Annotated in this window: 16 protein-coding genes; 8 read left to right on the plus strand and 8 right to left on the minus strand. The window is 70.1% G+C overall.

Going from position 1 to position 22,651, the window contains the following annotated elements; translation table 11 throughout:
- The first annotated feature begins 155 nt into the window (after nt 1-155).
- Nucleotides 156-1,529, plus strand: coding sequence for a carotenoid oxygenase family protein (locus tag KCH87_RS26215; protein WP_210588714.1), 1,374 nt, complete (start codon nt 156-158; stop codon nt 1,527-1,529).
- A gap of 57 nt (nt 1,530-1,586) precedes the next feature.
- A complete protein-coding gene (locus tag KCH87_RS26220; protein ID WP_210588715.1) occupies nt 1,587-2,531 on the plus strand; it encodes an RNA polymerase sigma factor in 945 nt (314 codons plus the stop codon).
- Nucleotides 2,532-2,543: 12 nt separating this feature from the next.
- On the opposite strand, the gene KCH87_RS26225 is transcribed toward KCH87_RS26220, so the two are convergent.
- Nucleotides 2,544-3,416 carry a helix-turn-helix transcriptional regulator gene (locus KCH87_RS26225; RefSeq protein ID WP_210588716.1) on the minus strand — a complete coding sequence of 291 codons (873 nt, stop codon included), beginning with the start codon at nt 3,414-3,416 and terminating at the stop codon, nt 2,544-2,546.
- 171 nt (nt 3,417-3,587) lie between these two features.
- Between KCH87_RS26225 and KCH87_RS26230 the strand changes: the two genes are divergently transcribed.
- The 4 genes from KCH87_RS26230 to KCH87_RS26245 all read left to right on the plus strand — a co-directional run bounded on the left by KCH87_RS26230 (nt 3,588) and on the right by KCH87_RS26245 (nt 7,274).
- On the plus strand, nt 3,588-4,511 hold the full coding sequence (locus tag KCH87_RS26230; protein ID WP_210588717.1) for an alpha/beta hydrolase: 924 nt from the start codon (nt 3,588-3,590) through the stop codon (nt 4,509-4,511).
- Nucleotides 4,512-4,676: 165 nt separating this feature from the next.
- Nucleotides 4,677-5,573, plus strand: a complete 897-nt coding sequence (locus KCH87_RS26235) for an alpha/beta fold hydrolase (protein ID WP_210588718.1) — start codon at nt 4,677-4,679, stop codon at nt 5,571-5,573.
- Between the two features lie 82 nt (nt 5,574-5,655).
- Nucleotides 5,656-6,345, plus strand: coding sequence for an alpha/beta fold hydrolase (locus KCH87_RS26240; protein WP_210588719.1), 690 nt, complete (start codon nt 5,656-5,658; stop codon nt 6,343-6,345).
- 86 nt (nt 6,346-6,431) lie between these two features.
- Entirely contained in the window at nt 6,432-7,274 is an 843-nt protein-coding gene (locus tag KCH87_RS26245) for a GNAT family N-acetyltransferase (RefSeq protein ID WP_210588720.1), read from the plus strand.
- Here the strand turns inward: KCH87_RS26245 and KCH87_RS26250 are convergent.
- The 6 genes from KCH87_RS26250 to KCH87_RS26275 form a co-directional block, all read right to left on the minus strand.
- The gene (locus tag KCH87_RS26250; RefSeq protein ID WP_210588721.1) at nt 7,264-10,092 is read right to left on the minus strand and encodes an AAA family ATPase; all 2,829 of its coding nucleotides are present in this window, start codon (nt 10,090-10,092) and stop codon (nt 7,264-7,266) included. The genes KCH87_RS26245 and KCH87_RS26250 overlap by 11 nt on opposite strands.
- A 39-nt stretch (nt 10,093-10,131) precedes the next feature.
- Entirely contained in the window at nt 10,132-11,448 is a 1,317-nt protein-coding gene (locus KCH87_RS26255) for an amidohydrolase family protein (protein WP_210588722.1), read from the minus strand.
- 8 nt (nt 11,449-11,456) lie between these two features.
- Entirely contained in the window at nt 11,457-11,948 is a 492-nt protein-coding gene (locus KCH87_RS26260; RefSeq protein WP_210588723.1) for a hypothetical protein, read from the minus strand.
- A complete protein-coding gene (locus KCH87_RS26265; RefSeq protein WP_210588724.1) occupies nt 11,941-14,187 on the minus strand; it encodes an MMPL family transporter in 2,247 nt (748 codons plus the stop codon). The genes KCH87_RS26260 and KCH87_RS26265 overlap by 8 nt, the downstream gene beginning before the upstream one ends.
- 410 nt (nt 14,188-14,597) lie before the next feature.
- The gene (locus KCH87_RS26270) at nt 14,598-15,029 is read right to left on the minus strand and encodes a hypothetical protein (RefSeq protein WP_247196847.1); all 432 of its coding nucleotides are present in this window, start codon (nt 15,027-15,029) and stop codon (nt 14,598-14,600) included.
- Nucleotides 15,030-15,126: 97 nt separating this feature from the next.
- Nucleotides 15,127-15,765 carry an HD domain-containing protein gene (locus tag KCH87_RS26275; protein ID WP_210588726.1) on the minus strand — a complete coding sequence of 213 codons (639 nt, stop codon included), beginning with the start codon at nt 15,763-15,765 and terminating at the stop codon, nt 15,127-15,129.
- A 106-nt stretch (nt 15,766-15,871) separates the two neighbouring features.
- On the opposite strand from KCH87_RS26275, the gene KCH87_RS26280 reads away from it, so the two are divergent.
- Nucleotides 15,872-16,873, plus strand: a complete 1,002-nt coding sequence (locus tag KCH87_RS26280) for a GlxA family transcriptional regulator (RefSeq protein ID WP_210588727.1) — start codon at nt 15,872-15,874, stop codon at nt 16,871-16,873.
- A gap of 88 nt (nt 16,874-16,961) precedes the next feature.
- Here the strand turns inward: KCH87_RS26280 and KCH87_RS26285 are convergent, their stop codons facing one another.
- Entirely contained in the window at nt 16,962-20,336 is a 3,375-nt protein-coding gene (locus KCH87_RS26285) for a pyruvate carboxylase (protein WP_210588728.1), read from the minus strand.
- Between the two features lie 176 nt (nt 20,337-20,512).
- On the opposite strand from KCH87_RS26285, the gene KCH87_RS26290 reads away from it, so the two are divergent.
- Nucleotides 20,513-22,588 (plus strand): SpoIIE family protein phosphatase, encoded by a 2,076-nt coding sequence (locus tag KCH87_RS26290; RefSeq protein ID WP_210588729.1) that lies wholly within the window; start codon nt 20,513-20,515, stop codon nt 22,586-22,588.
- Nucleotides 22,589-22,651 lie beyond the last annotated feature (63 nt).

The following is a 22,651-nucleotide window of genomic DNA, read 5'->3' on the forward strand; positions in this document are numbered from 1 at the left end:
GCCTGTGCGCGGGGCTCGTCAGGGCGAGATGACAAGGCCCTGGTCACAGTCGTCTGCGGGACCGTGATGAGCGTCACGGTCCAATGACCGAACTTTGCTGGTCGCCATCTATCCAGTCGACGTCGGCCACTGAGCGGCATCGGAAGGAAAGCAGAATGAGCGACCAGACAGCTCTTCCCCCGTATCTCCGGGGCCGCTTCGCCCCGGTCCCCGAGGAGCACAGCGCTGCCGATCTCACGGTGCGGGGCGCCCTGCCACCCGATCTGGACGGCCGCTATCTGCGCAACGGTCCGAATCCGCCGCCCGGCCGGTACCGGGGGCACCGGTTCACGGGTCCCGGCATGCTCCACGGGATCCGGCTGCGCGACGGACGCGCCGAGTGGTACCGCAACCGGTGGGTCCTCACCCGGCAGCTGGCGGGATATCCGTTCATCCGCGAGGACTTCACCATCGACCTGGCCGTGACGCCCGCCAACACCCATGTGATCCGGCACGCCGGCATCGTGCTGGCCCTGTGCGAGGTGGGCCTCCCCTACTGGGTCTCGCCCTCGCTGGAGACCGTCGGGCCGTACGACTTCGCGGGACGGCTGACCACCGCGATGACCGCTCATCCCAAGGAAGACCCCGTGACGGGCGAACTGCACCTGTTCGGGACCGGGTTCACCCCTCCCTACCTCACGTACCACCGGGTCACCGCGGAGGGACTGCTGCTCGACAGCCGGCCGGTCGACGTGCCTGGCCCGACGATGATGCACGACTTCGCCATCACCGAGCACCACGTCGTCTGGCTCGATCTGCCCGTCGTCTTCGACCCCGCCCTCGCCAGACGCGGCGCTCTGCCCTACCGGTGGGACGAGGAGTACGGCGCGCGGCTCGGAGTCATGTCCCGAACGCCCGGCTCCACCGACGTGCGGTGGTACGGGATCGATCCCTGCTACGTCTTCCACGTCGGCAACGCGTACGAGGATGCGCACGGGCACCTCGTGCTGGACGCGGTGCGCTACGACGATGCGGGCTTCCAGCACACCTGGTCGGCCATCGGCGGGCCGAGCGGCCAGGCCGGGGTGCGGGAACCGGGCCACTCCCCCGCCCGCGCCGTCCTGCACCGCTGGACCCTGAACCCGGCCTCCGGGCGCGTCACGGAGTCCCAACTGGACGACCGCGCAGCCGAGTTCCCCACCCACAACGATGCCTTCACGGGGCACCCGAACCGCTACCTGTACACCGTCTCCGGTGACGGCATCACCAAACACGACCTCATGCGCCGCACCAGTCACACCTACGAGACGCCCGGCAGCCGCTACGCCGGCGAGGCGGTCTTCGTACCGGCGGCGGGCGGCACCGACGAGGACGAGGGCTGGCTCCTGTCGCTCGTCTCGAACGATGACGGTGAGGCCGGGGAACTGCTCGTCCTCGACGCCGCGGAACTCTCCGTCCAGGCAGTGGTGGAACTGCCGTATCCGGTCCCGGCGGGCTTCCACGGAAGCTGGCTGCCGGAGCCCGTCAGCCGATCCTGGACCAATGGCTGATGCGCAGGGTCTACTCTGCGTACGGTTCGGGATACGTCGCCACGGAGGCGTTCAGACATGGCATCCGTCAACCCGCCCACGGATGAGGAACTCACCCGCAGGGCCCAGGCCGGCGAGACCGGTGCCCTCGGTCTGCTGCTGGCCCGGCATCAGGCGCCGATGCGCGCGGTGGCGCTGAGCCTGCTCGGCTACGGCCCCGACGCCGAGGACGCCGTACAGGACGCGGCGCTCACCGCGCTGCGCCGCATCGGAGACGTACGAGAACCCGCGGCCGTGGGTGCGTGGTTGAAGGCGGTCGTCCGCAACGGCGCCCGCACGCGCCTGCGCGGCACGCGAGAGATTCCCGGCCTGGACGGCCTGGACGGCCTGGACCATCTGCATCTGCGCGACCATGAGCCGTCGCACCCCGAGCGGCTCATCGAGCAGCACGCGATGCGGGACTGGATCTGGTACGCGGTGGAGGAACTGCCGCCGAAACTACGGCTGGTGCTGATGCTGCGGCACTTCACTGGCATCACGTCCTACGAGGAGATCGCCGCTGCTTGTGAGGTGCCGGTGGGCACGGTGCGCAGCCGGCTCAACCAGGCCCGGGGAAAGATGGCCGCGGCCCTCATGTCGACCGCCTCGCAGACGCACGACGACGCCTCCGCTCTCGCCGAGGACAGCAGGCACGAGGCCGTGGCGACCATGCAGGCGTGGGAATCCGGTTCCCTGCCTCGGGAGATCTCCGAGTTGTGGCCGGCGGAGTCCGAGATGGTCGGCGCACTCGGTCGGCCGGGCCAACGCGTCCATCCCGTCCCTGTCATGCGCCGGTTCCTGGAAGACGGGGTGCGCCAGCACGTGCACCATGTGGTGGCCAGCCGCTCCATCGGCATCTGGGAGATGGGCATCAGCCACCCGGGTGCCGTCCATGTCTGCCCGCCGAGCGTCGCCTGGCTCATGTTCCGCCGCGACGGACGTGTTCAGAGGCTCCGGGTGGTCTTCCCACAGCCGCAGCAGTGAGCGTTCACCCGGTTATTTCGCCGCCGTGTCCCGGCCGGTGGACCACTGGAGGAGGAAACGCAACGCCTCGTGGGACGGCGAGTCGGCCGGTGCCGTGTAGGCGACCAGGAGCTGGTCGGGGTGGGTGTCGACGGAGAACTGCTGGACGTCGAGGGTGAGGGTGCCGGCGACGGGATGGTGGTAGGTCTTGGTGAGTTGTCGTGGCCCGCGCACCTGGTGGCCGGCCCACCAGGTGCGGAAGTCCGGGTCACGGGCGTTCAGTTCGTCGACCAGGGCGGTCAGCGTCGGGTCTTCGGGGTGCCGGCCCGCTTCCATCCGCAGGACGGCGACGCACTCGCGGGCGACGCGCGGCCAGTCCGCATACAGGGACCGGAAGGTGTCGTCGAGAAAGGTCAGCCGGATCAGGTTGCGCTCCGCCGGGGGCATGGCGCCGAAGTCGGCCAGCAGAGCGGTGGCCCCCCTGTTCCAGGCGACCACGTCCATGCCACGGCTCAGCACCAGCGCAGGCACGTCGTGCATGGTCTCCAGCAGTTGCCGCAGCCGCGGAGCGACCTGGGACCGACCGGGCTGTCGAGCGGGCGTGGCGGGTGCGAGATCGGCCAGGGTGAAGAGGTAGGCGCGCTCGTCCGAGGCGAGTTGCAGCGCCTGGGCGAGCGCGTCGAGGACGGGGCGGGAGACCCGGCGGGTGCGTCCCTGCTCCAGCCGGACGATGTAGTCGACGCTGACGTGCGCGAGCTGTGCCAGCTCCTCGCGGCGTAGACCTGGTACCCGGCGCAGGCTGCCGTCGTCAGGCAGTCCGGCCTGGCGCGGATGGAGGGCAGCGCGCCGGGAGCGAAGGAAGGCGCCCAGTTCAGTGCCGCTGGGAGAGGTGCCGGGCTGTTCCATGGTTCCAGTGTGCGCAAGAGCGCGGTCGCGTGCCTGGTACTGGTCTGCATAGGCAGGGCCGTCCCTGGCACGGGTCACCGGGCGGCGCGACGGTGAGGACATGGCCTCGGGGTTCAGGCAGCCATCGCCCTCCGAAGCCCCCGTTTTCTCGTGCACCTGGAGAGCACCACCGTGAAGACAGACATCACCTTTCCCAGCGCCGGCCTGAAGCTCGCCGGCCACCTGTACACCCCGGACGGGGCGTCGGCCGACCCGCACCCGGCGATCGTCGTCGGCCACCCGGGCAGCGGTGTGAAGGAGCAGACCGCCGGCCTGTATGCGCGGCGCCTGGCCGAGCAGGGCTACGTCACGCTCGCGTTCGACGCCGCCTACCAGGGTGAGAGCGAGGGTGAACCGCGTGGCCTGGAGGACCCGGCCCATCGGGTCGAGGACATCAAGGCCGCGGTCTCGTTCCTCACCACCCGTGACGAGGTCGATCCCGACCGCATCGGTGCGCTGGGCATCTGCGCCTCCGGCGGGTATGCCCTTGCGGCCGCCGCGGCCGATCACCGCATCAAGGCCGTCGCCACCGTCAGCGCTGTCGACATCGCCCGCCAGTTCCGCCTGGGCGCCGACGGAGCCCAGGACCCCGCAGTCATCCAGGGCATGCTGGACGCGGCCGCCGTGGCGCGTACCGCAGCAGCCCACGGCGAGGAGACCCGGCGCTTCCCGCTCTTCCCTGACACCGCCGAGCAGGCCAGGGCCATGGGCGGCCGGCACGGCTCGGAGGGCTTCGAGTACTACTGCACCGACCGCGGATTCCACCCGCGCTCAGCGAAGTCCCTGCCCTGGATCAGCGTCGACCGGATCGTGTCCTTCGACGCCTTCCGGTTCGTCGACCTGATCGCCCCGCGCCCGCTACTGATGATCGTCGGACGCGAGGCAGTGACCTCGTGGATGAGCATCGAGGCGTTCCAGAACGCCCTCGGCGCCAAGGAGCTGCACTGGATCGACGGTGCCGGCCATGTCGACCTCTACGACAGGGAGCAGTACGTGGGCCCCGCAGTCGCGAGGCTGACCGACTTCTTCGGGGTCCACCTGACGAGGACCCGGTAGACGAAGCTCAGCCGGGTGCACCGCCTGCGACTGTTCCACCCGAAGCCCTACCGGGCCACCAACCCACTGCTTCCCATGTGACGGCCATCACACGATTCGCGTCGAACTTCGCTCTGTCTCCAGCGTCCTGCCGGTGTCGTTGACACCTGCGGGACAGGAGACCCCATGACCACCACTTCGACCGATCCGCTTACCGTCGGAACGCACACCATCGAAATCGACGGAGTCGTGCAGCGCTATCACGTGCGCGGCACGGGACCGGTGTGCGTCGCCCATTCCGGTGGGCCGGGCATCTTCTGGGAGTACCTGCGCATGCCGGCGCTGGAGCGGCACCTGACGGTCGTCTACCCGGAGCCCATCGGCTCCGGCGCCTCCGGCCGCCTGCCCTCCCACCCCAACGGCTACACCCGGCCCCGCTACAGCCACTTCCTTGATGCGTTGATCGAGCACCTCGGGGTCCCGGAAGTGCACCTTCTGGGTCATTCGCACGGCGGCTTCGTCGCCCAGTACCACGCCCTGCACCGCCCCGAGCGCATCGCCGGGGTGATCCTCTACGAGAGCTCGCCGGTGACCGGTCCCGAACACGGCGCCGAAACCATGCGCCAGGTGGAGTTGTTCGCGGAGCGGCATGCCGGGCACCCCGAACTCCCCGGGATCCTGGCAGCTTTCCAGACGATTCCCACCATCTCCGACGACGCGGCGCAGACGGCCGTCGCCAAGGGGCTGTTCCCCGCGTACTTCGCCGACTACTGGGGCCGGGAGGAGGAGTTCGCCGCGTTGCGTGCCTCCCTGAAGGCCACCCATATCTCCTGGCTGGACGAGGACCTCGCCCCGTCCGTCGTCGACGACCGTGCGGATCTCGGCGCACTCGCCGTGCCGGCCCTCGTCGTCGTCGGCCGCCACGACTTCATCTGCGGGGTGCGCTGGGCCGAGGAACTGCACGGGCTGATCCCCGGATCGGAGCTGCGGATCCTCGAGCACAGCGGGCACTTCGGTCACCTGGAGGAGCCGGAGGCCTTCGCGCAGGCAGTGGCGCGTTTTGTGAACGCCCACGACAACTAGGCCATTTGGTCGAAGCCGGAGCGGGCGGTGCGTTCTAGCTTGTAAGTGCCCGGAAGGTTTCCGGCACACGAGGAGCAATCACATGAGTACCGTGAAGAACGTCGTGCTCGTCCATGGAGGATTCGTCGACGGCTCCGGCTGGCAGTCGGTGTACCGCCTCCTCACCCGCGACGGCTTCAACGTCAGCGTCGTCCAGAACCCGACCCACTCCCTCGAAGGCGACGTGGCGGTCACGCACCAGGTCCTCGACGCCCAGGACGGGCCGTCCGTGCTCGTCGGCCACTCCTACGGAGGCGCCGTGATCACGGAGGCCGGCCGGCACGAAGGGGTGGCCAAGCTCGTCTACATCGCGGCCTTCGCGCCGGACAAGGACGAGTCGGTCGGCACTCTGATCGCCGACCCGGCTCCCGACGCGCCCGTTCCGCCGATCCTGCCGCCCCAGGACGGCTTCCTGTTCCTGGACCGGGAGAAGTTCGCCGCGTCGTTCGCGGCCGATGTGCCGCCCGAGGACGCCCGGTTCATGGCCGACTCGCAGGTTCCGTGGGGTGTGGGGGCGCTCGGCGGGACCGTCACGGAGGCCGCCTGGCGCACCAAGCCGAGCTGGTACCTCGTCGCGACCGACGACCGCATGATCCCCCCGCCGGCGCAGCGCTCCATGGCCGAGCGCGCCGGAGCCACCGTGACCGAGGCCGCCGGAAGCCACGCCATCTACGTCTCCCGGCCGGAAGCGGTGGCCGAGCTGATCAAGCAGGCCGCCGCCCACCAGGCCTAGGCAGAACCCGAGCGACAGCCCGCCTCGAGCCAGGTGGGCTGTCGGCTTCCCTTCCCGAATTCGCTTCCTCAAAGAGAAACAGGTTCATGAGTACCGTCGTTCAGCCGTCCGTCGCCGAACAGTCCGAGGCAGAAGCGCTCTTCCGATTCGAGACCGAGGCTCCCGAGACCGTCCGCACCGCACTGGGAATGAGCGGCACGCGGATCGGTGGCGGAGTGGTGCTGTCGATGCGCAACGACCCCACCCACTACTGGAGCAAAGCCCTCGGCTTCGGCGTCACCGCCGCCGTGACCACCGATCTGATCCGGGAGGTCTGCGACTTCTACCGGGCCGAGAAGACTCCGCAGGCCACTTTCCAGATCGCCCCCGCGTTCCTGCCCGAGGAGTGGCCGGAGATCTGTGAACGGGAAGGCATCAGCCCGGAGTCGTCCTGGGTGAAGCTCGTGTGCCCGACCGAGGAGGCTGTCGCCCGCGCCGACGCACTGGACGTGTCTCCCGACGGAATCCGCGTCGCCCCCTTGGAAGTCGGCCGAGCCGGTGAGTGGGGCTCGGTCATGATGCGTGCCTTCGGTGCGCCGGTCGAGCACTACTCGGGGATGGGCGCCGCGTCCGCGACCCAGCCGGGGTGGCATCCCTTCGCCGCGTGGCTGGACGGGGAGATCGTCGGGACCGGAACCATGCTCGTCCGGGGTGGGACGGCGCAGATGTTCGCCGGCGGTGTGCTGCCGCACGCGCGTAAGCGCGGTGGCCAAACGGCCCTGCTGGCCGCCCGGGCCCGGCTGGCGCAGCAACTCGGGTGTCGTGTGCTCATCGCCGAGACCGGTGCCGAGGCCCCGGGGACCCACAACTCCTCCCTGCACAACATGCTCCGCCTCGGCTTCCAGGTGGCGTACGAACGCCGCAACTGGAGTTGGCACCTCATGGCGTGACGCCGCTCAGCGCGTCGCGCAGTCCGGCGCGCGAGGTGACGTTCAACTTCCGGAAGACGCCCCGCAGATGGGCGGCCACGGTGCGGGGAGACAGGAAGAGGTGCGCGGCTATCTGCTTGTTGGTCAGTCCCGTGGCGGCCAGCTGTGCCACCTGCCGTTCCTGCGGGGTCAGTTGGGAGGGCGGGCCCGCGCCGGGTATGACGGTCCTGATGAGGATCCCGCTCGCCCGCAGTTCGCTCGCCGCTCGCGCACTCCAGGGCACGGCTCCCAGACGTTCGAACGTGCCGAGCGCGGCCTCCAGGTGCACGCGTGCCGCGACACCCGCCTTGGCTCGGCGCAGTCTCTCGCCGTAGGCCAGACAGATCCGGGCCCAGTCGAACGGCCAGCGCTCGGCGCCGGGCGTGGCGATGGCCGCTTCGAACAGATCATGGTCGATGAAGTCCGGGACGGCCATGGCCTCGGCGGCATCGGTCAGCATGGCCAGCCGCGGGGAGATCGACGGGATGTCGGTCTTTCTGATCGCCTCCACATGCGCGGCCGCTTCATCGTGGTGGTCGGTCCGCGTCGCGGCTTCAGCGAAATCCAGCAGGAGCCAGAGGGCGTGGGGCTGATACCGCGGCACCTCACCGGGTGTGCCGAGGGCTCTCAAAAGGCGGTAGCCGGTGTCGAAGTCCGCGCTGCCGAGCGCCGACAGCGCCCGGATCTGAGCGGCGTAGACACGGAGCGCCCCCAGCCCTCGGGGATTGCCCCAGGAGACGAGGCGGTCCGCGACCTCGCGTGCGGTGGAGCTGTCGCCTCGGGCGGCGGCCAGTAGCCCCTGAAGGAAGTGGCCCGACGAGGCCGGCAGCCGGTAGTTGTACGTCGCGCACCACCCGAGGCCCTCGTCGGTCATCTCCATGAGGTCGTCCCACTGGCCACCGGCGTAGGCGTCGTTCGCCAGGAGGAACTGCGCCTGGATCGCCAGGGCCATGGCTCCTCCGTTCCGGCCGTCGTCGATGACGCGCCGCAACGCACTGCGGCAGCCCGGCAGGCGGTCGACGTAGGCGGCCGAGAGCGCGGTCCCGAAGACGCGTACGGGGTCGGACTCCTGGTGGAGGCCCGAGATCAGCCCGTCGAGACGGTCGAGTACGGGCAGTGCCGCGTACGCCGGATCGCCGAAGGCGCCCAGGATGACCGGCAGCAGACGGTTCGAAGAGGGCGGCCGGCAGCGCGTCACGACGCTGTCGAAGGAGTGCCACAGTTCCGGCCGTCCGCTGAAGAAGCACACCATGAGGAGGGTGTTCAGGGCTTCGCGGAGGATGTTGTCGTCCGTGTCCTCGGGCCGGGCATGGGTGTCGATGGCGGTGACGAGCAGCCTATGGGCCGTGTCCACGTCGCCCTCGCCGTTGAGGAGTTGGCTGGCCGCAGCGGTGGCGGCCGCAAGGGATTCGGTGCCGGCCGGATCGGCACGGCCGGCATTCTCCAGCAGAGCGCGTACGTTGCCGAGATCACCGGTGATGTTGGCGCCCAGACAGGCCGCTTCGGCCAGTCTCCGCCCCTTGGCCTCCCCTGTGCTGCTCAGCTCCGAGGCACGCAGCAGGGTGGAGATGGCGCCGACGGCATCGCCACGGTGCAGGGTGCTGTAGGCCACCTCGTGCAGCAGGGCGGCCACTTGGTCGTCGGGGCCGACGGCGGCGTCGGCGAGGTGCCGGGCCCGGCGTTCGGACCCTTCCGGCAGTTCCCCGGCGAGCGTCAGGTGTCCCCACCGGCGTTCGGCGCTGGTCGACAGATCCATGACCGCGGAACGGGTGAGCGGGTGCCGGAAGACCAGACGGCCCGTGAGGTTGTCGACCTGTACGAGTCCGGCCCGCTCGGCCGAGCACAGCCCGCGCAGGCCGTCCGGGCTGCCCATGGCCCGCTGGAGGACGTGCAGATCACCCGAGGCGTCAAGGACGGCCAGCAGCAGCAGTTTCCGTGTGGCGTCCGGGAGGGCCTCGACGCGGGAGGAGAAGATCTTCTTGAGGCGCTCGGTCAGCGGCAGCACGGCCGGCAGCGTTCCTCGCTCCGTCTGCTGTGCGTCATTGAGCGGGACGGGCAACTCCAGCAGCGCCAGGGGGTTTCCCCGGGCCTCGGAGACCAGACGCCGGCGGACCCTGGCCGCCATGGCGGGGAACCGCTCGCTCACCAACTCGTGCGCCGCTACGTCGTCCAGGGGCTGAACCTCGTGTGTGGGCGTCCCGGTGCTGCTCAGGAAGGACACGTCGCCGGTCCGGGACGCGGCGAGCAGGGCGAGGGAGCCGGTGTGGACGGAGCGGGCGACGGTACCCAGGACCGCGGCGCTGGGGCGGTCCAGCCACGTCACGTCATCGATGACGAGCGCAAGGGGACTGCTCGCGGTGGCCGCCCGGGTCAGCAGGGCTTGCACAGCGTTCGCGATGACCAGCAGTTCGGTGGGCCGCCCTTCGGCCAGCCCTCGGACTGCCTGCAGTGTTTCCGCCTGCCGGGGCGGCAGAGCCGGAATCTCTCCGGCCAGCGGCTGCAAGATCTGGTTCAGTGCCGAAAAGCTGACACCTTTCTCGAATTGCGAGCCGACGACACGCAGAACCCGGAAGCCGATTTCGGACGCACGCAGCGCCGCGGCGTCCAGCAGCGCGCTTTTGCCCACCCCGGCCTCTCCGGTCAGCATCAGCGCGGTTCCGCGCGTGACGGCTGAGCCGAAGAGGCCGTCGATGACCGCCAGTTCCGCTGCTCGACCGACGAGACGACCGGCCGATTTCCCATGGGAATCGTCGGTGCCCTTTGGGTCGCCCTTCGGGTCAGGCGGTATCGGGGACGACATGAAGCCTCCCAAGTGAGTGTCCTGCATCACACAGGCGGTTCATCCAAGGCGTGCTGCTGCTTCACCGGCAGCACGTTGCACGGCGATCCGGTCGACGCGGACCGTCTCGCCGTTCACGACCACGGCCTCACCCGCGACCCAGACATCGTTGACCGCGCGAGAGCCGGCCGCCCACATGAGATTCGCGAGCAGTTGGCCGTCCGCGACATCCAGGCCTGCCGCGAAATGAGGGCCGTCCACGGCGATATGAACCATGTCCGCCCAGTTTCCTGTGCGAAGGGATCCGATATCCGTCCTGCCCAATGCCGCCGCTCCGCCCGAAGTCGCCATGAGGAAGGCGTCCTGGGCTGTGAGGGCCAACGGGTCGGCCGTGGAAAGGCGGCAGAACATCATCGCAAGACGCGCTTCCTCCCACAGGTCGAGATCGTCGTTGCTCGCAGGTCCGTCGGTACCGAGACCGACGGGGACGGACGCGGCGCGGAGCGCGTGCAGCGCAGCCGTTCCGGAGGCGAGTTTGGCGTTCGAGCCCGGGCAGTGCGCGACACCGGCCCCTGACTCCGCGAGCAGCCGGATGTCGCTGTCGGAGAGATGCACGGCATGCGCCGCCAGCAGCCGACCGTCGAGAAGCCCGCTCGTCCGCAGCAGTTGAGGCACCGATCCGTGTTGCTCGCGTTGTGCGACGTCCTCGGCAAGGGTCTCCGCGACATGGATGTGCACCAGCGCCCCGCGTTGCGCGGCCTCCTCCGCCGTCGCGTGCAGGGCCTCGGGCGGCAGGGTGTAGGCGGAGTGCGGCCCGTAGCAGAGTTCGATGCGATCGCCCGGCCCGAAGCGCAGGCCGTCCGCGTCGATCCACTTCCCTATGGCCGCGAGGTCACCGCGCCAGTCGCCTCCGGGCCGGTCGAAATAGGCGGGTGCGACGAGGACACGGCTACCGGCCTCCAGCGCCGCGTCGACCACGTGTTCGGCGTGTGCGTACATCTCGGCGCTGGTGGTCACGCCGTATCGGAGCATCTCGACGCATCCCAGGAGCATCCCCGTGTGGGCGTCCTGCGGCTGCATACGTGCCTCGGCCGGCCAGATGACGTCCTGGAGCCACGCCAGCAGCGGAAGGTCGCCGCCGAGTCCCCGTAGAAGAGTCATCGGAGAGTGCGCATGGGCATTGACCAGACCGGGAGCGAGGATGCCGGACAAGGAGCTGCGCGGGATGTCGTCCGGGATCGAAGGAGCGGCAGCGGCAGCGCCGCAGTAGGTGATGCGTCCGTCGGGTCCGACGTCGACCACCGCGTCCCGGAGTACGGAACATGCGGGGTCGGCCGGCAGAACCACCGGGGCGGAGAAGCGTCGTGTCACAGTCATGGACGGAATCACCCCGCCGCCGGAGGCGAGGGAAGACCCCACTGCGAGAAGTCCGTCTGACCGTTGCCGCTCTTCGTCAGGACGTCCTTCTTGCCGGAGGTCCAGGCAATGGCGATCTTCTCGCCGCTCGCTATTTCGATGGTGCCCTTCACGCGGTCTTTGCTCTTGTCGACGCACTTGAGCAGAATCGACTGCTCCTGTTGCAGAAGGCCCTCGCATGCCTGCCGCTTCTTGCCGTCCGTGCTCTGAAAGGCGAGCATGACCCTCTTGCCCTGAATGATCATGGCCGTCTTGTCGACATCGGACTCGCCGAGCCAGCCGCCGTCAAGGGCGGTGCCCGATGCCGCGGCAGCGCTCGGAGTCTCCGCGACCGTACTCGTTTCCGGCGTCGACGGCCTGGTGGCCGACGCGTCGTCGGCGGAGTCGTCGCTCGTGCAGCCGGTCAGCAGAACAGTGCAGACACCGGCGGTGGCAATGCTGAACTTCGCAAGGTCACGCATTCCTCGCGGCTCCCTTCATGGACATTCCGTCGTGCGTTTCTGGTGCGGCGAAGGCGTGGGTCGCCGTGGGGTCGCTCTCGCTGATTCCGAAGCGTTGGTGGAACCTGCGCAGAGGTTCCGGTGCGTACCAGGCCGAGCGGCCGAGGAGGCGCATGGCGGCCGGCAGCAGCACTCCGCGTACGGCGATGGCGTCGATGAGAATGGCCAGCCCGCTGCCCAGGCCGAACATCTGCATGAAGCTGACCTTCGCGGTGGCGAAGGCGAAGAATCCGACGGCGAGGAGACAGGCCGCGGCGCTCACGATTCTTCCGGTGTGTCCGAGGCCGTGAACGACAGCGGTCTCGGTGTCCTCACCGGCTTCGTGGAGTTCCTTGATCCTGCTGGTGACGAACACCTCGTAGTCCATGGACAGTCCGAAGGCGATGCAGAAGAGCAGGACCGTCATGGATGTGTCCATGGGCTGGGCGGTGAATCCCAGCACGGAGCTGAGATGGCCGTCCTGGAATATCCAGGTCATCGCGCCGATCGCCGCCGCGAGGCTGATCATGTTCAGCACCAGCGCGCGGATCGGCTGGACGATGCTTCCCGTGAACAGGAAGAGCAGGATGAAGGTGGTGACGGCGACGAGGCCGGCGGCGAGAGGGAGGCGGCTCGCGATCGAGTCCTTGGCGTCGAGCAGTTCGGCGTCCCCGCCTCCCACCAGAACCTCCTCGGAGCCGGCGGGCGCCTTGACCCCTCGGACCACCTGGACAAGGGACTGGGCGCTGTCCGACTTGGGCGGTGCGGAGCCGATGATGCTGATGCGCTGCGCGTCGGGGCCGTCCAGGGCTTCGTTCGCCGGGCCGGGGGCCTGCGCGCCTCCCTGTTGATAGGACCCCGTCGACGCCTCGACGCGCGCGACCCCGTTGAGGAGCGACAGTTCCTGCGCGTAGGCGTCCACGGTCTCGTAGCTCATGGATCCGCGGGCGACGACCTGGATGGCCGCCTCGTCGTCGCCCTGGAAGTCCGCCTGTAGTGCCGTGGACACCTGTCGGCTCGGGGCGTCCTCGGGCAGGACCCTTTCGTCGGGGGTGCCGAAGGTGACGCCCATGAGCGGGGCCGCGGCGAGCAGGAGCACCGCCAGGACCGGGACGGCGGTCAGCACCGGCCGGCGCATCACGTTCCCGGCCAGTCGGCCCCAGAACGGTGCCCGCCGGCGATGACGGTCGGCCTTGGGCCAGGGGAGCTTGCCGCTGTTGATGCGATGCCCCAGCAGCATGAGCAGAGCAGGCATCACGAACAGGGTGCCGAGGGCGGCGATGACCACCACGCCCACGCCGGCATAGGCGAAGGAGCGGAGGAAGTACTGCGGAAAGACGAGAAGTGCGGTGAGCGCGACGGCGACCGTACCTGCCGAGAACACGACCGTCCGTCCGGCGGTGTGCACGGTCGACCGAACCGCGTCGGCAACGCTCATGCCCTCGGCGAGCTGCTCCCGGAAGCGGCTGATCATCAACAGCGCGTAGTCGATGCCGAGCCCCAGCCCCAGGGCGGTGGTCAGATTGATCGCGAAGACCGACACATCGGTGACGCTGCCCAGGAGGGAGAGTTCCGCGAAGGTCCCGGCGACCGCCACCGTGCCGATGGCGAGCGGCAGCAGGGCCGCGACCACGCCCCCGAACACCACGAGAAGGAGCAGCAGCGTCACGGGGACGGCGATGATCTCCGCGAGGAGAAGGTCCTTGAGGACCTGCTCCGACAGTTCGGTGCCCACCGCGGTGCCGCCGCCGGCCTGCACGGTGAGTCCCTCGTACCGGCCCGCGTAGGCGTCGATGACGTCGTGCGCGTGCTCTTCCTGCGTGGACTCGTCGCCCTTCACATGGGCGACGACCATGGCCGAACGGCCGTCACGGGCCAGCAGGGAGTCGCTGCGCGTGTCCCAGTACGAGACGACGTTGCTGAGCTCGGGTTCCTTGCGCAGCTCGGACACCAACTGGCGGCCGTCCTGCTCGACCGCCGAGTCGGTGACACGCTGGGTGCCGCTGCTGACCAGCAGCACCAGGTTCGCTTCTCCGCCGAATTCCTCATCTATGACCTCACTCGCACGCGTCGACTGCGAATCCGGGTCATCGAAACCACCGCCCACCAGTTTCCCGAAAGCGCCCACACCCACGACGCTCATCGCGGCAACGAGGACCGCGGCTACTACAAGCACGATTCTGGGCCGCCGGACCGTCAGGTCCGCAACGCGGTCAAACATGCCTTTCCTTTCGACTCGTTCGGAGAAGGACGTACTCTTTTTTTCTGTGTCTGTGCATCGCCGAGCGCAGACAAGACGGATGACGGGCCCCAGAGTTCGATCCGGAAGATGTGACCTCGATCACGCCCTCCCCGACAGGGACACCCGGCACATCCGGTCCGATCCGCGGGGCACGTACGAACTCCTGGTACCGCTGGCCGGGACGCCCTGGGTGGAACAGGGCGACAGGCCGGAGGGCCGCACATGCTCAGCGGTGTCCGCGGACTGGGCCGAATCATCCGGGAGTTGACGACGACGCTGCACGAAGAGCGCGAGCAGCTCTCCGAGGCCGGCTTCGACATCGCGTGCGACCGGCTGCTGGACCTGGCCTGTCTGGCCGCGGAGGGCGCCCACGACACGGCACCCACAGGTCAACGGGCCACGGTCGAGGCCGCTATCCGCCGCGAACGGCTGAATGTCGCCCGAACCCGGCTGGTCAGCGCGAGTTCGGAGACGCCGGCCCGGCGCGGCGCCGGGAGTACCTCGTCGTGCAGGTGGGTGTGGTGCCAGTTCGGCGCTAACCCTTCGCGCGCGAGCGTCGCGACGGTCGCCACCCGCTGGTCGGCGGGCAGGAGGATGTCGAGGCCGAAGCGGTCCATTCCGACGTACGAGCCGTTGTCGATGATTTCGTGCAGGTAGTCCAGGTCGGCGGTGTCACCGCTGTGGCCGGTGACGACCGCGCCGAGGTCGACGCCTTCGCTGCGCAGGACGTTCTGCGCGACGAGTCCCGTACGGGAGCCTGCGCTGGTGTGCACCGTGATCGAAGCACCGGTGCGCGGATGTGCCTGAGCCACCGCTCGCATCGCCCGCTCATTCTTTCGCCTGGACGTGACGATGGCGAGGGGGCCTTGAGGACCCCTCGCCATCGCCGGGCACCGCGTTGTCAGCACACTCAGGCCGTTACTCGGGCCAGTCGGAGCCCTTGATGACCTCCACGAAGTCGCCGCGTACGAAGCCTGGGCAGAAGTGGGCCAGCACGTCCGCCTTGACGTTGCCGAAGGTCGTCTCGGGGCGGTCCTCGATGCCCTCGGTGAAGGCGGCGAGGATCCGGTTCTTGAAGTCCGGGCGGGGGTGGGCCGCGACGACGGCAGCGCGCTGTTCGTCCGAGACGGCGTGGTAGCCGATGCCCAGCACGTCCAGTTCCACGCCGCGGGTCACCAGGGCCACTTCGGGCGCCATGTGCAGGGGGATCTCCGGCGTGGTGTGCAGGGCGATGGCCGTCCAGACCCGGTCGGCCGGCTCATCGGTGATGCCATGGGCGTGCAGGAAGCGGCGGGCCTCGTCGGCACCGTCGATCTCGAAACGCTGGTCGGTGCGGCGGAAGCGCTCGGTCAGCCCGAGGTCGTGGAACATCGCGCCCACGTAGAGCAGCTCGGGGTCGAAGTCCAGCTTCTGCTCCCCACCGCGCAGCGCCCCGAAGAGGAACACCCGCCGGGAGTGATCGAACAGCAGCGGCGAGGCGACGTCCCGTACCAGCTCGGTCGCCTCCCGCGTCAGTGCACTGTCCGGGATCTGCACGCCCGCAATCGATTCACCCATGATGACCGCCTTCCTGCCCTTGCTCGATCAGTGATCTCCTTCAGCGTCGCCCGGTGCCATATCGTGGCGCCATGTCCCTACTGCCATCCATCCCACAGATTCAGACATGACGCATCGGGTTGCGTTCCTGGTGTTCGACGATGTGACCCTGCTCGACGTCAGCGGCCCCTTGGAGGTGCTGCACCAGGCGGGACGGCTCGGCCACCCCTACACACCGGTGCTGGTCTCCCCACGCGGCGGTGACGTCACGACCTCCTCGGGCTTGGCGCTGGCCCGGACCGTGACCGCGGCCGACGTCGGGCCGGTCGACACGCTCGTGGTCGCCGGAGCCGACCGGCTGGCCGAGCAGTCACCGGAGGAGGAGCTGCTGGCCGCGGCCGCCGGCCTCGCCGAGCGGGCGCCACGCGTCGCGTCGGTCTGCACCGGCGCCTTCGTCCTCGCCGAACTGGGCCTGCTCGACGGGCGCAGGGCGACCACACACTGGCGGCATGCCAAGACGCTCGCCCACCGCTACCCCGACGTGCGGGTCGAACCGGACGCCCTCCACATCCGGGACGGCCGGTACGTCACCTCCGCCGGCATCAGCGCGGGCATCGATCTCGCCCTCGCACTGGTCGAGGACGACCACGGAGCGGATGCGGCCCGGGAGGCCGCGCGCGAACTGGTCGTCTTCATGCAACGCCCGGGCGGACAGTCGCAGTTCTCCACGGCGCTGGTGACCCCACCGGCCCGCAGCGACCTGCTGGGCTCGGTGACCGCGTCCGTGCTCGCCGACCCGGCCGCCGACCACAGCCTGCCCGCCATGGCCGCGTCCGCCGCCGTCAGCACCCGGCACCTGACCCGGCTGTTCCAGACCGAGCTGAACACCACACCCGCCCGCTGGGTGGAGCGCGTCCGCCTCGACCGAGCGCAGCAACTCCTCCTCGACGGGCACAGCGTGACCTCGGCAGCGCACCGCAGCGGGCTCGGCAGCGACGAAACCCTGCGCCGCGCCTTCGCCCGCCACCTGGGCACCACTCCGACCGTGTACCGCAGACGCTTCGCCACCACACGCCGGCAGGATTCACCGGCGCCGCCCGGTCCAGGCCGGGGGCGCGGGCCTTCATGAAGCGGGCTGCTGCCCTACGACGCCCCGCGCAGGTGTCTTGCTGCGCGGGGCGAGAGGGGGGCCGGTGACGACGTACGCGGCAGGCGGCTCAGGCGAGTTCCACGAGCAGATCGCCGCCCTCGACCTGTTGAATGCGATTGATGGCCAGTCGCGTCACCCTGCCGGACTTCGCGGCGGTGATCGACGCCTCCATCTTCATCGCCTCGATGGTGGCCACCGTGGCACCGGCCGCCACCTCGTCCCCCTCGGCGACCGTGAGGGTCACCACGCCGGCGAACGGCGCCGCGACATGGCCGGGGTTCGCCCGGTCGGCCTTCTCGGTGACGGGGACGTCCGAGGCGGCCGCCCTGTCGCGGACCTGGATCGGCCGCAACTGGCCGTTCAGGGACGACATCACGGTGCGCATGCCACGCTCGTCCGCGTCGCCGACGGCCTGCAACTCGATCAGCAGCCGCACACCGCGTTCGAGGTCGACGGCGTACTCCTTGCCCGGGCGCGGCCCGTAGAAGAAGTCCTTGCTGTCCAGCACGCTGGTGTCGCCGTAGGTGTCACGGTGGGTCTCGAACTCGCGCGCCGGTCCCGGGAACAGCAGTCGGTTGAGTGTCGTCCGCCGGTCCTTCGCCAGCCCCTCACGGTCGTCGGCGCTCAGGTCCGGCACCGGCTTGGCCTCGGCGCGGCCCCGCAACGCCTTGGTGCGGAACGGCTCGGGCCAGCCGCCGGGCGGGGTGCCCAGCTCGCCGCGCAGGAAGCCGATGACGGAGTCGGGGATGTCGAACCGGTCCGGCTCGGCCTCGAAGTCGGCCGGGGACACGCCGGCGCCCACCAGATGCAGCGCCAGGTCACCGACCACCTTCGAGGAGGGGGTGACCTTCACCAGACGGCCGAGCATCCGGTCGGCGGCGGCGTACATCGCCTCGATCTCCTCGAAGCGGTCGCCCAGACCCAGCGCGACCGCCTGGGTGCGCAGGTTGGAGAGCTGCCCGCCGGGGATCTCGTGGTGGTAGACACGGCCGGTCGGCGCGGCAAGACCCGCCTCGAAGGGGGCGTAGACCTTGCGGACGCTCTCCCAGTACGGCTCGAGGTCGCCGACCGCCTGGAGGTCCAGGCCGGTGGGCCGCTCGGAGTGGTCGGTCGCGGCCACGATCGCGGTCAGCGAAGGCTGCGAGGTCGTACCGGCCATGGACGCCACCGCCCCGTCCACCGCGTCCGCGCCGGCCTGCACGGCGGCGAGGTAGGTGGCGAGCTGGCCACCAGCGGTGTCGTGGGTGTGAATGTGGACCGGCAGGTCGAACTCCCGGCGCAGGGCCGACACCAGCTTCGCCGCGGCCGGTGCCCGCAGCAGGCCGGCCATGTCCTTGACGGCCAGCACATGGGCGCCCGCGTCCACGATCTGCTCGGCCAGCCGCAGGTAGTAGTCCAGGGTGTAGAGCCGCTCGGACGGATCGGACAGGTCGGAGGTGTAGCACAGGGCCACCTCCGCGACGGCCGTTCCGGTCTGCCGTACGGCGTCGATGGCGGGCCGCATCTGGTCGACGTCGTTGAGGGCGTCGAAGATGCGGAAGATGTCGATGCCGGTGGCCGCCGCCTCCTGCACGAACGCGTCGGTCACCTCGGTGGGATACGGCGTGTAGCCCACGGTGTTGCGGCCGCGCAGCAGCATCTGGAGGCAGATGTTCGGGGCGGCCTCCCGCAGCGCCGCCAGGCGCTCCCACGGGTCCTCAGCGAGGAAGCGCAGGGCGACGTCGTAGGTGGCGCCGCCCCAGCACTCCAGGGACAGCAGCTGGGGCAGGGTGCGGGCCACCAGCGGGGCGACGGCGAGCAGGTCCTTGGTGCGCACCCGGGTGGCGAGCAGCGACTGGTGGGCGTCGCGGAACGTGGTGTCGGTGACGCCGATGGTCGGCGACGCGCGCAGCCAGCTTGCGAAGCCCTCGGGGCCCTGTTCGGCGAGCCGCTGCCGGGACCCGGCGGGCGGCTCGCCGGCCGGCAGCTCGGGCAGCTTGGTCAACGGGTCGATCAGGGCGGGCCGTTCACCGTGCGGCTTGTTGACCGTGACGTCGGCGAGGTAGGTGAGCAGCTTCGTGCCGCGGTCGGCGGAGTGGCGGGCGGTGAGCAGGTGCGGGCGCTGCTCGATGAACGACGTGGTGACCCGGCCGGCCTGGAAGTCGGGGTCGTCCAGCACCGCTTGGAGGAAGGGGATGTTGGTGGCCACGCCGCGGATGCGGAACTCGGCCAGGGCGCGCCGGGCACGGCCCACCGCGGTGGTGAAGTCCCGGCCCCGGCAGGTGAGTTTCACCAGCATCGAGTCGAAGTGGGCGCTGATCTCCGTACCGGCGTGGGTGGTTCCGCCGTCGAGGCGGATGCCCGAGCCGCCCGGCGAGCGGTAGGCGCTGATCGTGCCGGTGTCCGGGCGGAAGCCGTTGGCCGGGTCCTCCGTGGTGATCCGGCACTGTAGCGCGGCGCCACGCAGTGTGACGGTCTCCTGGGCGAGGCCGAGGTCGGCCAGCGTCTCGCCGGCGGCGATGCGCAGCTGCGACTGCACCAGGTCGACGTCGGTGACCTCTTCGGTCACCGTGTGCTCCACCTGGATGCGCGGGTTCATCTCGATGAAGACGTGGTTGCCTTCGCGGTCGAGCAGGAACTCCACGGTGCCGGCGTTGCGGTAGCCGATCTGGCGGGCGAAGCGCACGGCGTCGGCGCAGATACGGTCGCGCAGCTCCGGGTCGAGGTTCGGTGCCGGCGCCAGCTCGATCACCTTCTGGTGGCGACGCTGCACCGAACAGTCCCGCTCGAAGAGGTGGATGACGTCGCCCTGCCCGTCGGCGAGGATCTGCACCTCGATGTGGCGGGGCTCGACGACGGCCTTCTCCAGGAAGACCGTGGAATCACCGAACGCGGACGCCGCCTCACGCGATGCCGCCTCGATGGCCTCCCGCAGCTGGGCGGGCTCCTCGACGCGCCGCATACCGCGTCCGCCGCCGCCCGCGACGGCCTTGACGAACACGGGGAAACCGACGTCCTCGGCGGCTCGGACGAGTTCGTCCACGTCGGTGGACGGCGCCGAGGAGCCCAGCACCGGCACGCCGGCCTCCCGTGCGGCGGCCACCGCGCGCGCCTTGTTCCCGGTCAGCTCCAGGATGTCCGCGCTCGGTCCGACGAACGTGATGCCCGCCTCTTCGCACGCCCTGGCCAGATCGGGGTTCTCGGACAGGAATCCGTACCCCGGGTAGACGGCGTCCGCTCCCGCACGGCGCGCCGCGCGGACGATCTCCTCCACGGACAGATAGGCCCGCACCGGGTGCCCGGGCTCCCCGATCTCGTAGGCCTCGTCGGCCTTCAGCCGGTGCAGGGAGTTGCGGTCCTCGTGCGGGAAGACGGCGACGGTGCGCGCACCCAGCTCGTAGCCCGCACGGAACGCACGAATCGCGATCTCGCCGCGGTTGGCTACCAGCACCTTGCGGAACATCCTTGATCCCTTCAGCCTGCCGGTGACGGAGCACCCATGGTGTCGGTGACGCCCTCCTCACGCCATGTGAGCCGGGCCACTTATCGATGATCGATCACAGGCCCTCGATCGCCCGGACGGGCCTAGGCTGTCCTTGAGCCTCCTGTGGTCAAGGGTGATGTGAGCGAGGTGCCCCCATGACCAGCGCGAGTCACCGCGGTGCACGTGCCCACGACACGATCGGCGAAACGCCGGATCGGCGCACGTCCGCGGTAGGTCATGCGGGGGTGTTCCAGGACCTGCTCCCGCTCGCGCTCTGGGTGGTCGATGCCGACGGGCGCCTGGTGCAGTGGTCGCTCGCCGCTCAGGACCTGCTCGGTCACACGCCGGAGCAGATGGTGGGCGAGGACGCCAGGCGCGTACTCGTACCCGAGGAGAACCTGGAGCTGGCCGACCGTCTGGCCCGGACGCTGCGGACGGGTGCGGCGGTGGTCGCGCGGCTGCCGGTCCGGCATCGCGACGGATCCCTGGTCGACATGGAGATGTGGCACTGTCCGATCGCGGATGGGCGGGGGCGTACGGGTGTGCTGGCCATCGCGGCGGAGACCTCCGCCGTGGAGCGGATGCGGGATGCGCTGGCCGCGCTGGAGGGACTTTTCACCCAGTCCCCGATCGGCCTGGCCATGCTCGGCCCCGACCTGCGGTTCCTCCGGGTCAACGAGGCTCTGGCCCGGATGGACGGCGTGCCGGTGGCAGAGCACGTCGGCAGACGCGTGACCGAGGTCGCCCCCGGCGCCGGCGCGCTGGAGTCGGTGATGCGGCAGGTCCTGGACCGGGGTGAGGCGGTGGTGGACTTCCGCCACACCGCCGGATCTGCCGCCCAGGGACGGCAGCGGACGTGGTCCTGCTCCTACGCCCCCTTGCTCGGCGCAGGCGGCCGGCGGGTGGGGGTGATCGCTTCGCTGATCGACATCACGGAGGGGCAGCGTGCCCACCTGGAGGCGGAGCGGGCACGGCAGCGGCTTGCGCTGCTGGCGGAGGCGGGTGCGCAGATGGGTTCCACCCTGGATCTGACGCGGACGGCGCAGGACGCGGTCCGCGTGCTGGTGCCCCGGCTGGCCGACTCCGCCGACGTCCAGTTGCTGGAGGAGGCGATGGCTCCGGACGAGACCGCCGCATCGGCGCACGGCGTGGTCCGCCGCGTCGCGGTGGCCTTCACCGATCCGGCCGCGCCGGCCGAACACCTCGCGGTCGGCATGACCCTTCAGGTCCCGCCCGGCTCGGTGTACGAGCAGATCATCAGCGCCGGGCTGCCCATGAACCTCTATCTGAGCGACATCGACCGGCTGATCCCGGCGGGCGGCGCCGACCGGCTGCGCGCGTACCTCCACGCGCGCGTGGGCTCGGCGCGTCTGGTCCCGCTGGTGGCGCGGGGCACCGTACTCGGCGCGGTCGTGGTGACCCGGACCCGCGATCGAGAGCCGTTCGGCGAACAGGACACGCTGCTGATCGACGAGTTGGTCGCCCGAGCGGCGCTGAACATCGACAACGCTCGCATGTACGGGCGCGAACGCGACGCGGCACTCACCCTCCAGCGCAGCCTGATGAACACCTCCCTGCCCGCCGTCAGCGGACTGGAACTCGCCGGGCGCTATCTGCCGGCCGGCGAGCACGAGGTCGGCGGCGACTGGTTCGACGCGATCGCCCTGCCGGACCACCGGACGGCACTGGTGATCGGCGACGTGATGGGGCACGGCATCCACGCCGCGGCGGTCATGGGCCAGCTGCGCACGGCGGTACGGACCCTGGCACGCCGGGACACCGCGCCCGACCAGGTGCTGCGCTTCCTGGACGCCGCCGTGGCCGACCTGGGCGACAACGAGATGGCCACCTGCCTGTACGCCGTGCACGATCCGGTCGACGGCCACTGCCTGATCGCCAGGGCGGGCCACCCGCCCCCCGTGGTCGCCGACGAGCGCGGAACGGTCACCTTCCTGGACGGACCCGCGGGCCCGCCCCTGGGCGTGGGCCGGCAGGACGGCGAGGTCCAGCGGGTGATCCTTCCGCCGCGCAGCCTCCTGGTGACCTACACGGACGGTCTGATCGAGACCCGGGGCACTGACCTCGACCAGGGCATGCGCCGTCTGGCACAGGCACTGCGGCACCCCGGCCGTCCTCTGGAACAGCTCTGCGACGACCTGCTGGCCCACGTCATGCCCGAGGTGGCGGACGACGACGTGGCGGTACTCCTCGCCCGGGCACTCCCCCGGTGAACCGGTACGCGGCACCGTCACGACCAGCACTCGACAGACGGTCCAGGCCGCGACGACGAGGCA

This window comes from Streptomyces sp. GESEQ-35 (genome assembly GCF_017948485.1).
Taxonomy (GTDB): Bacteria; Actinomycetota; Actinomycetes; order Streptomycetales; family Streptomycetaceae; genus Streptomyces.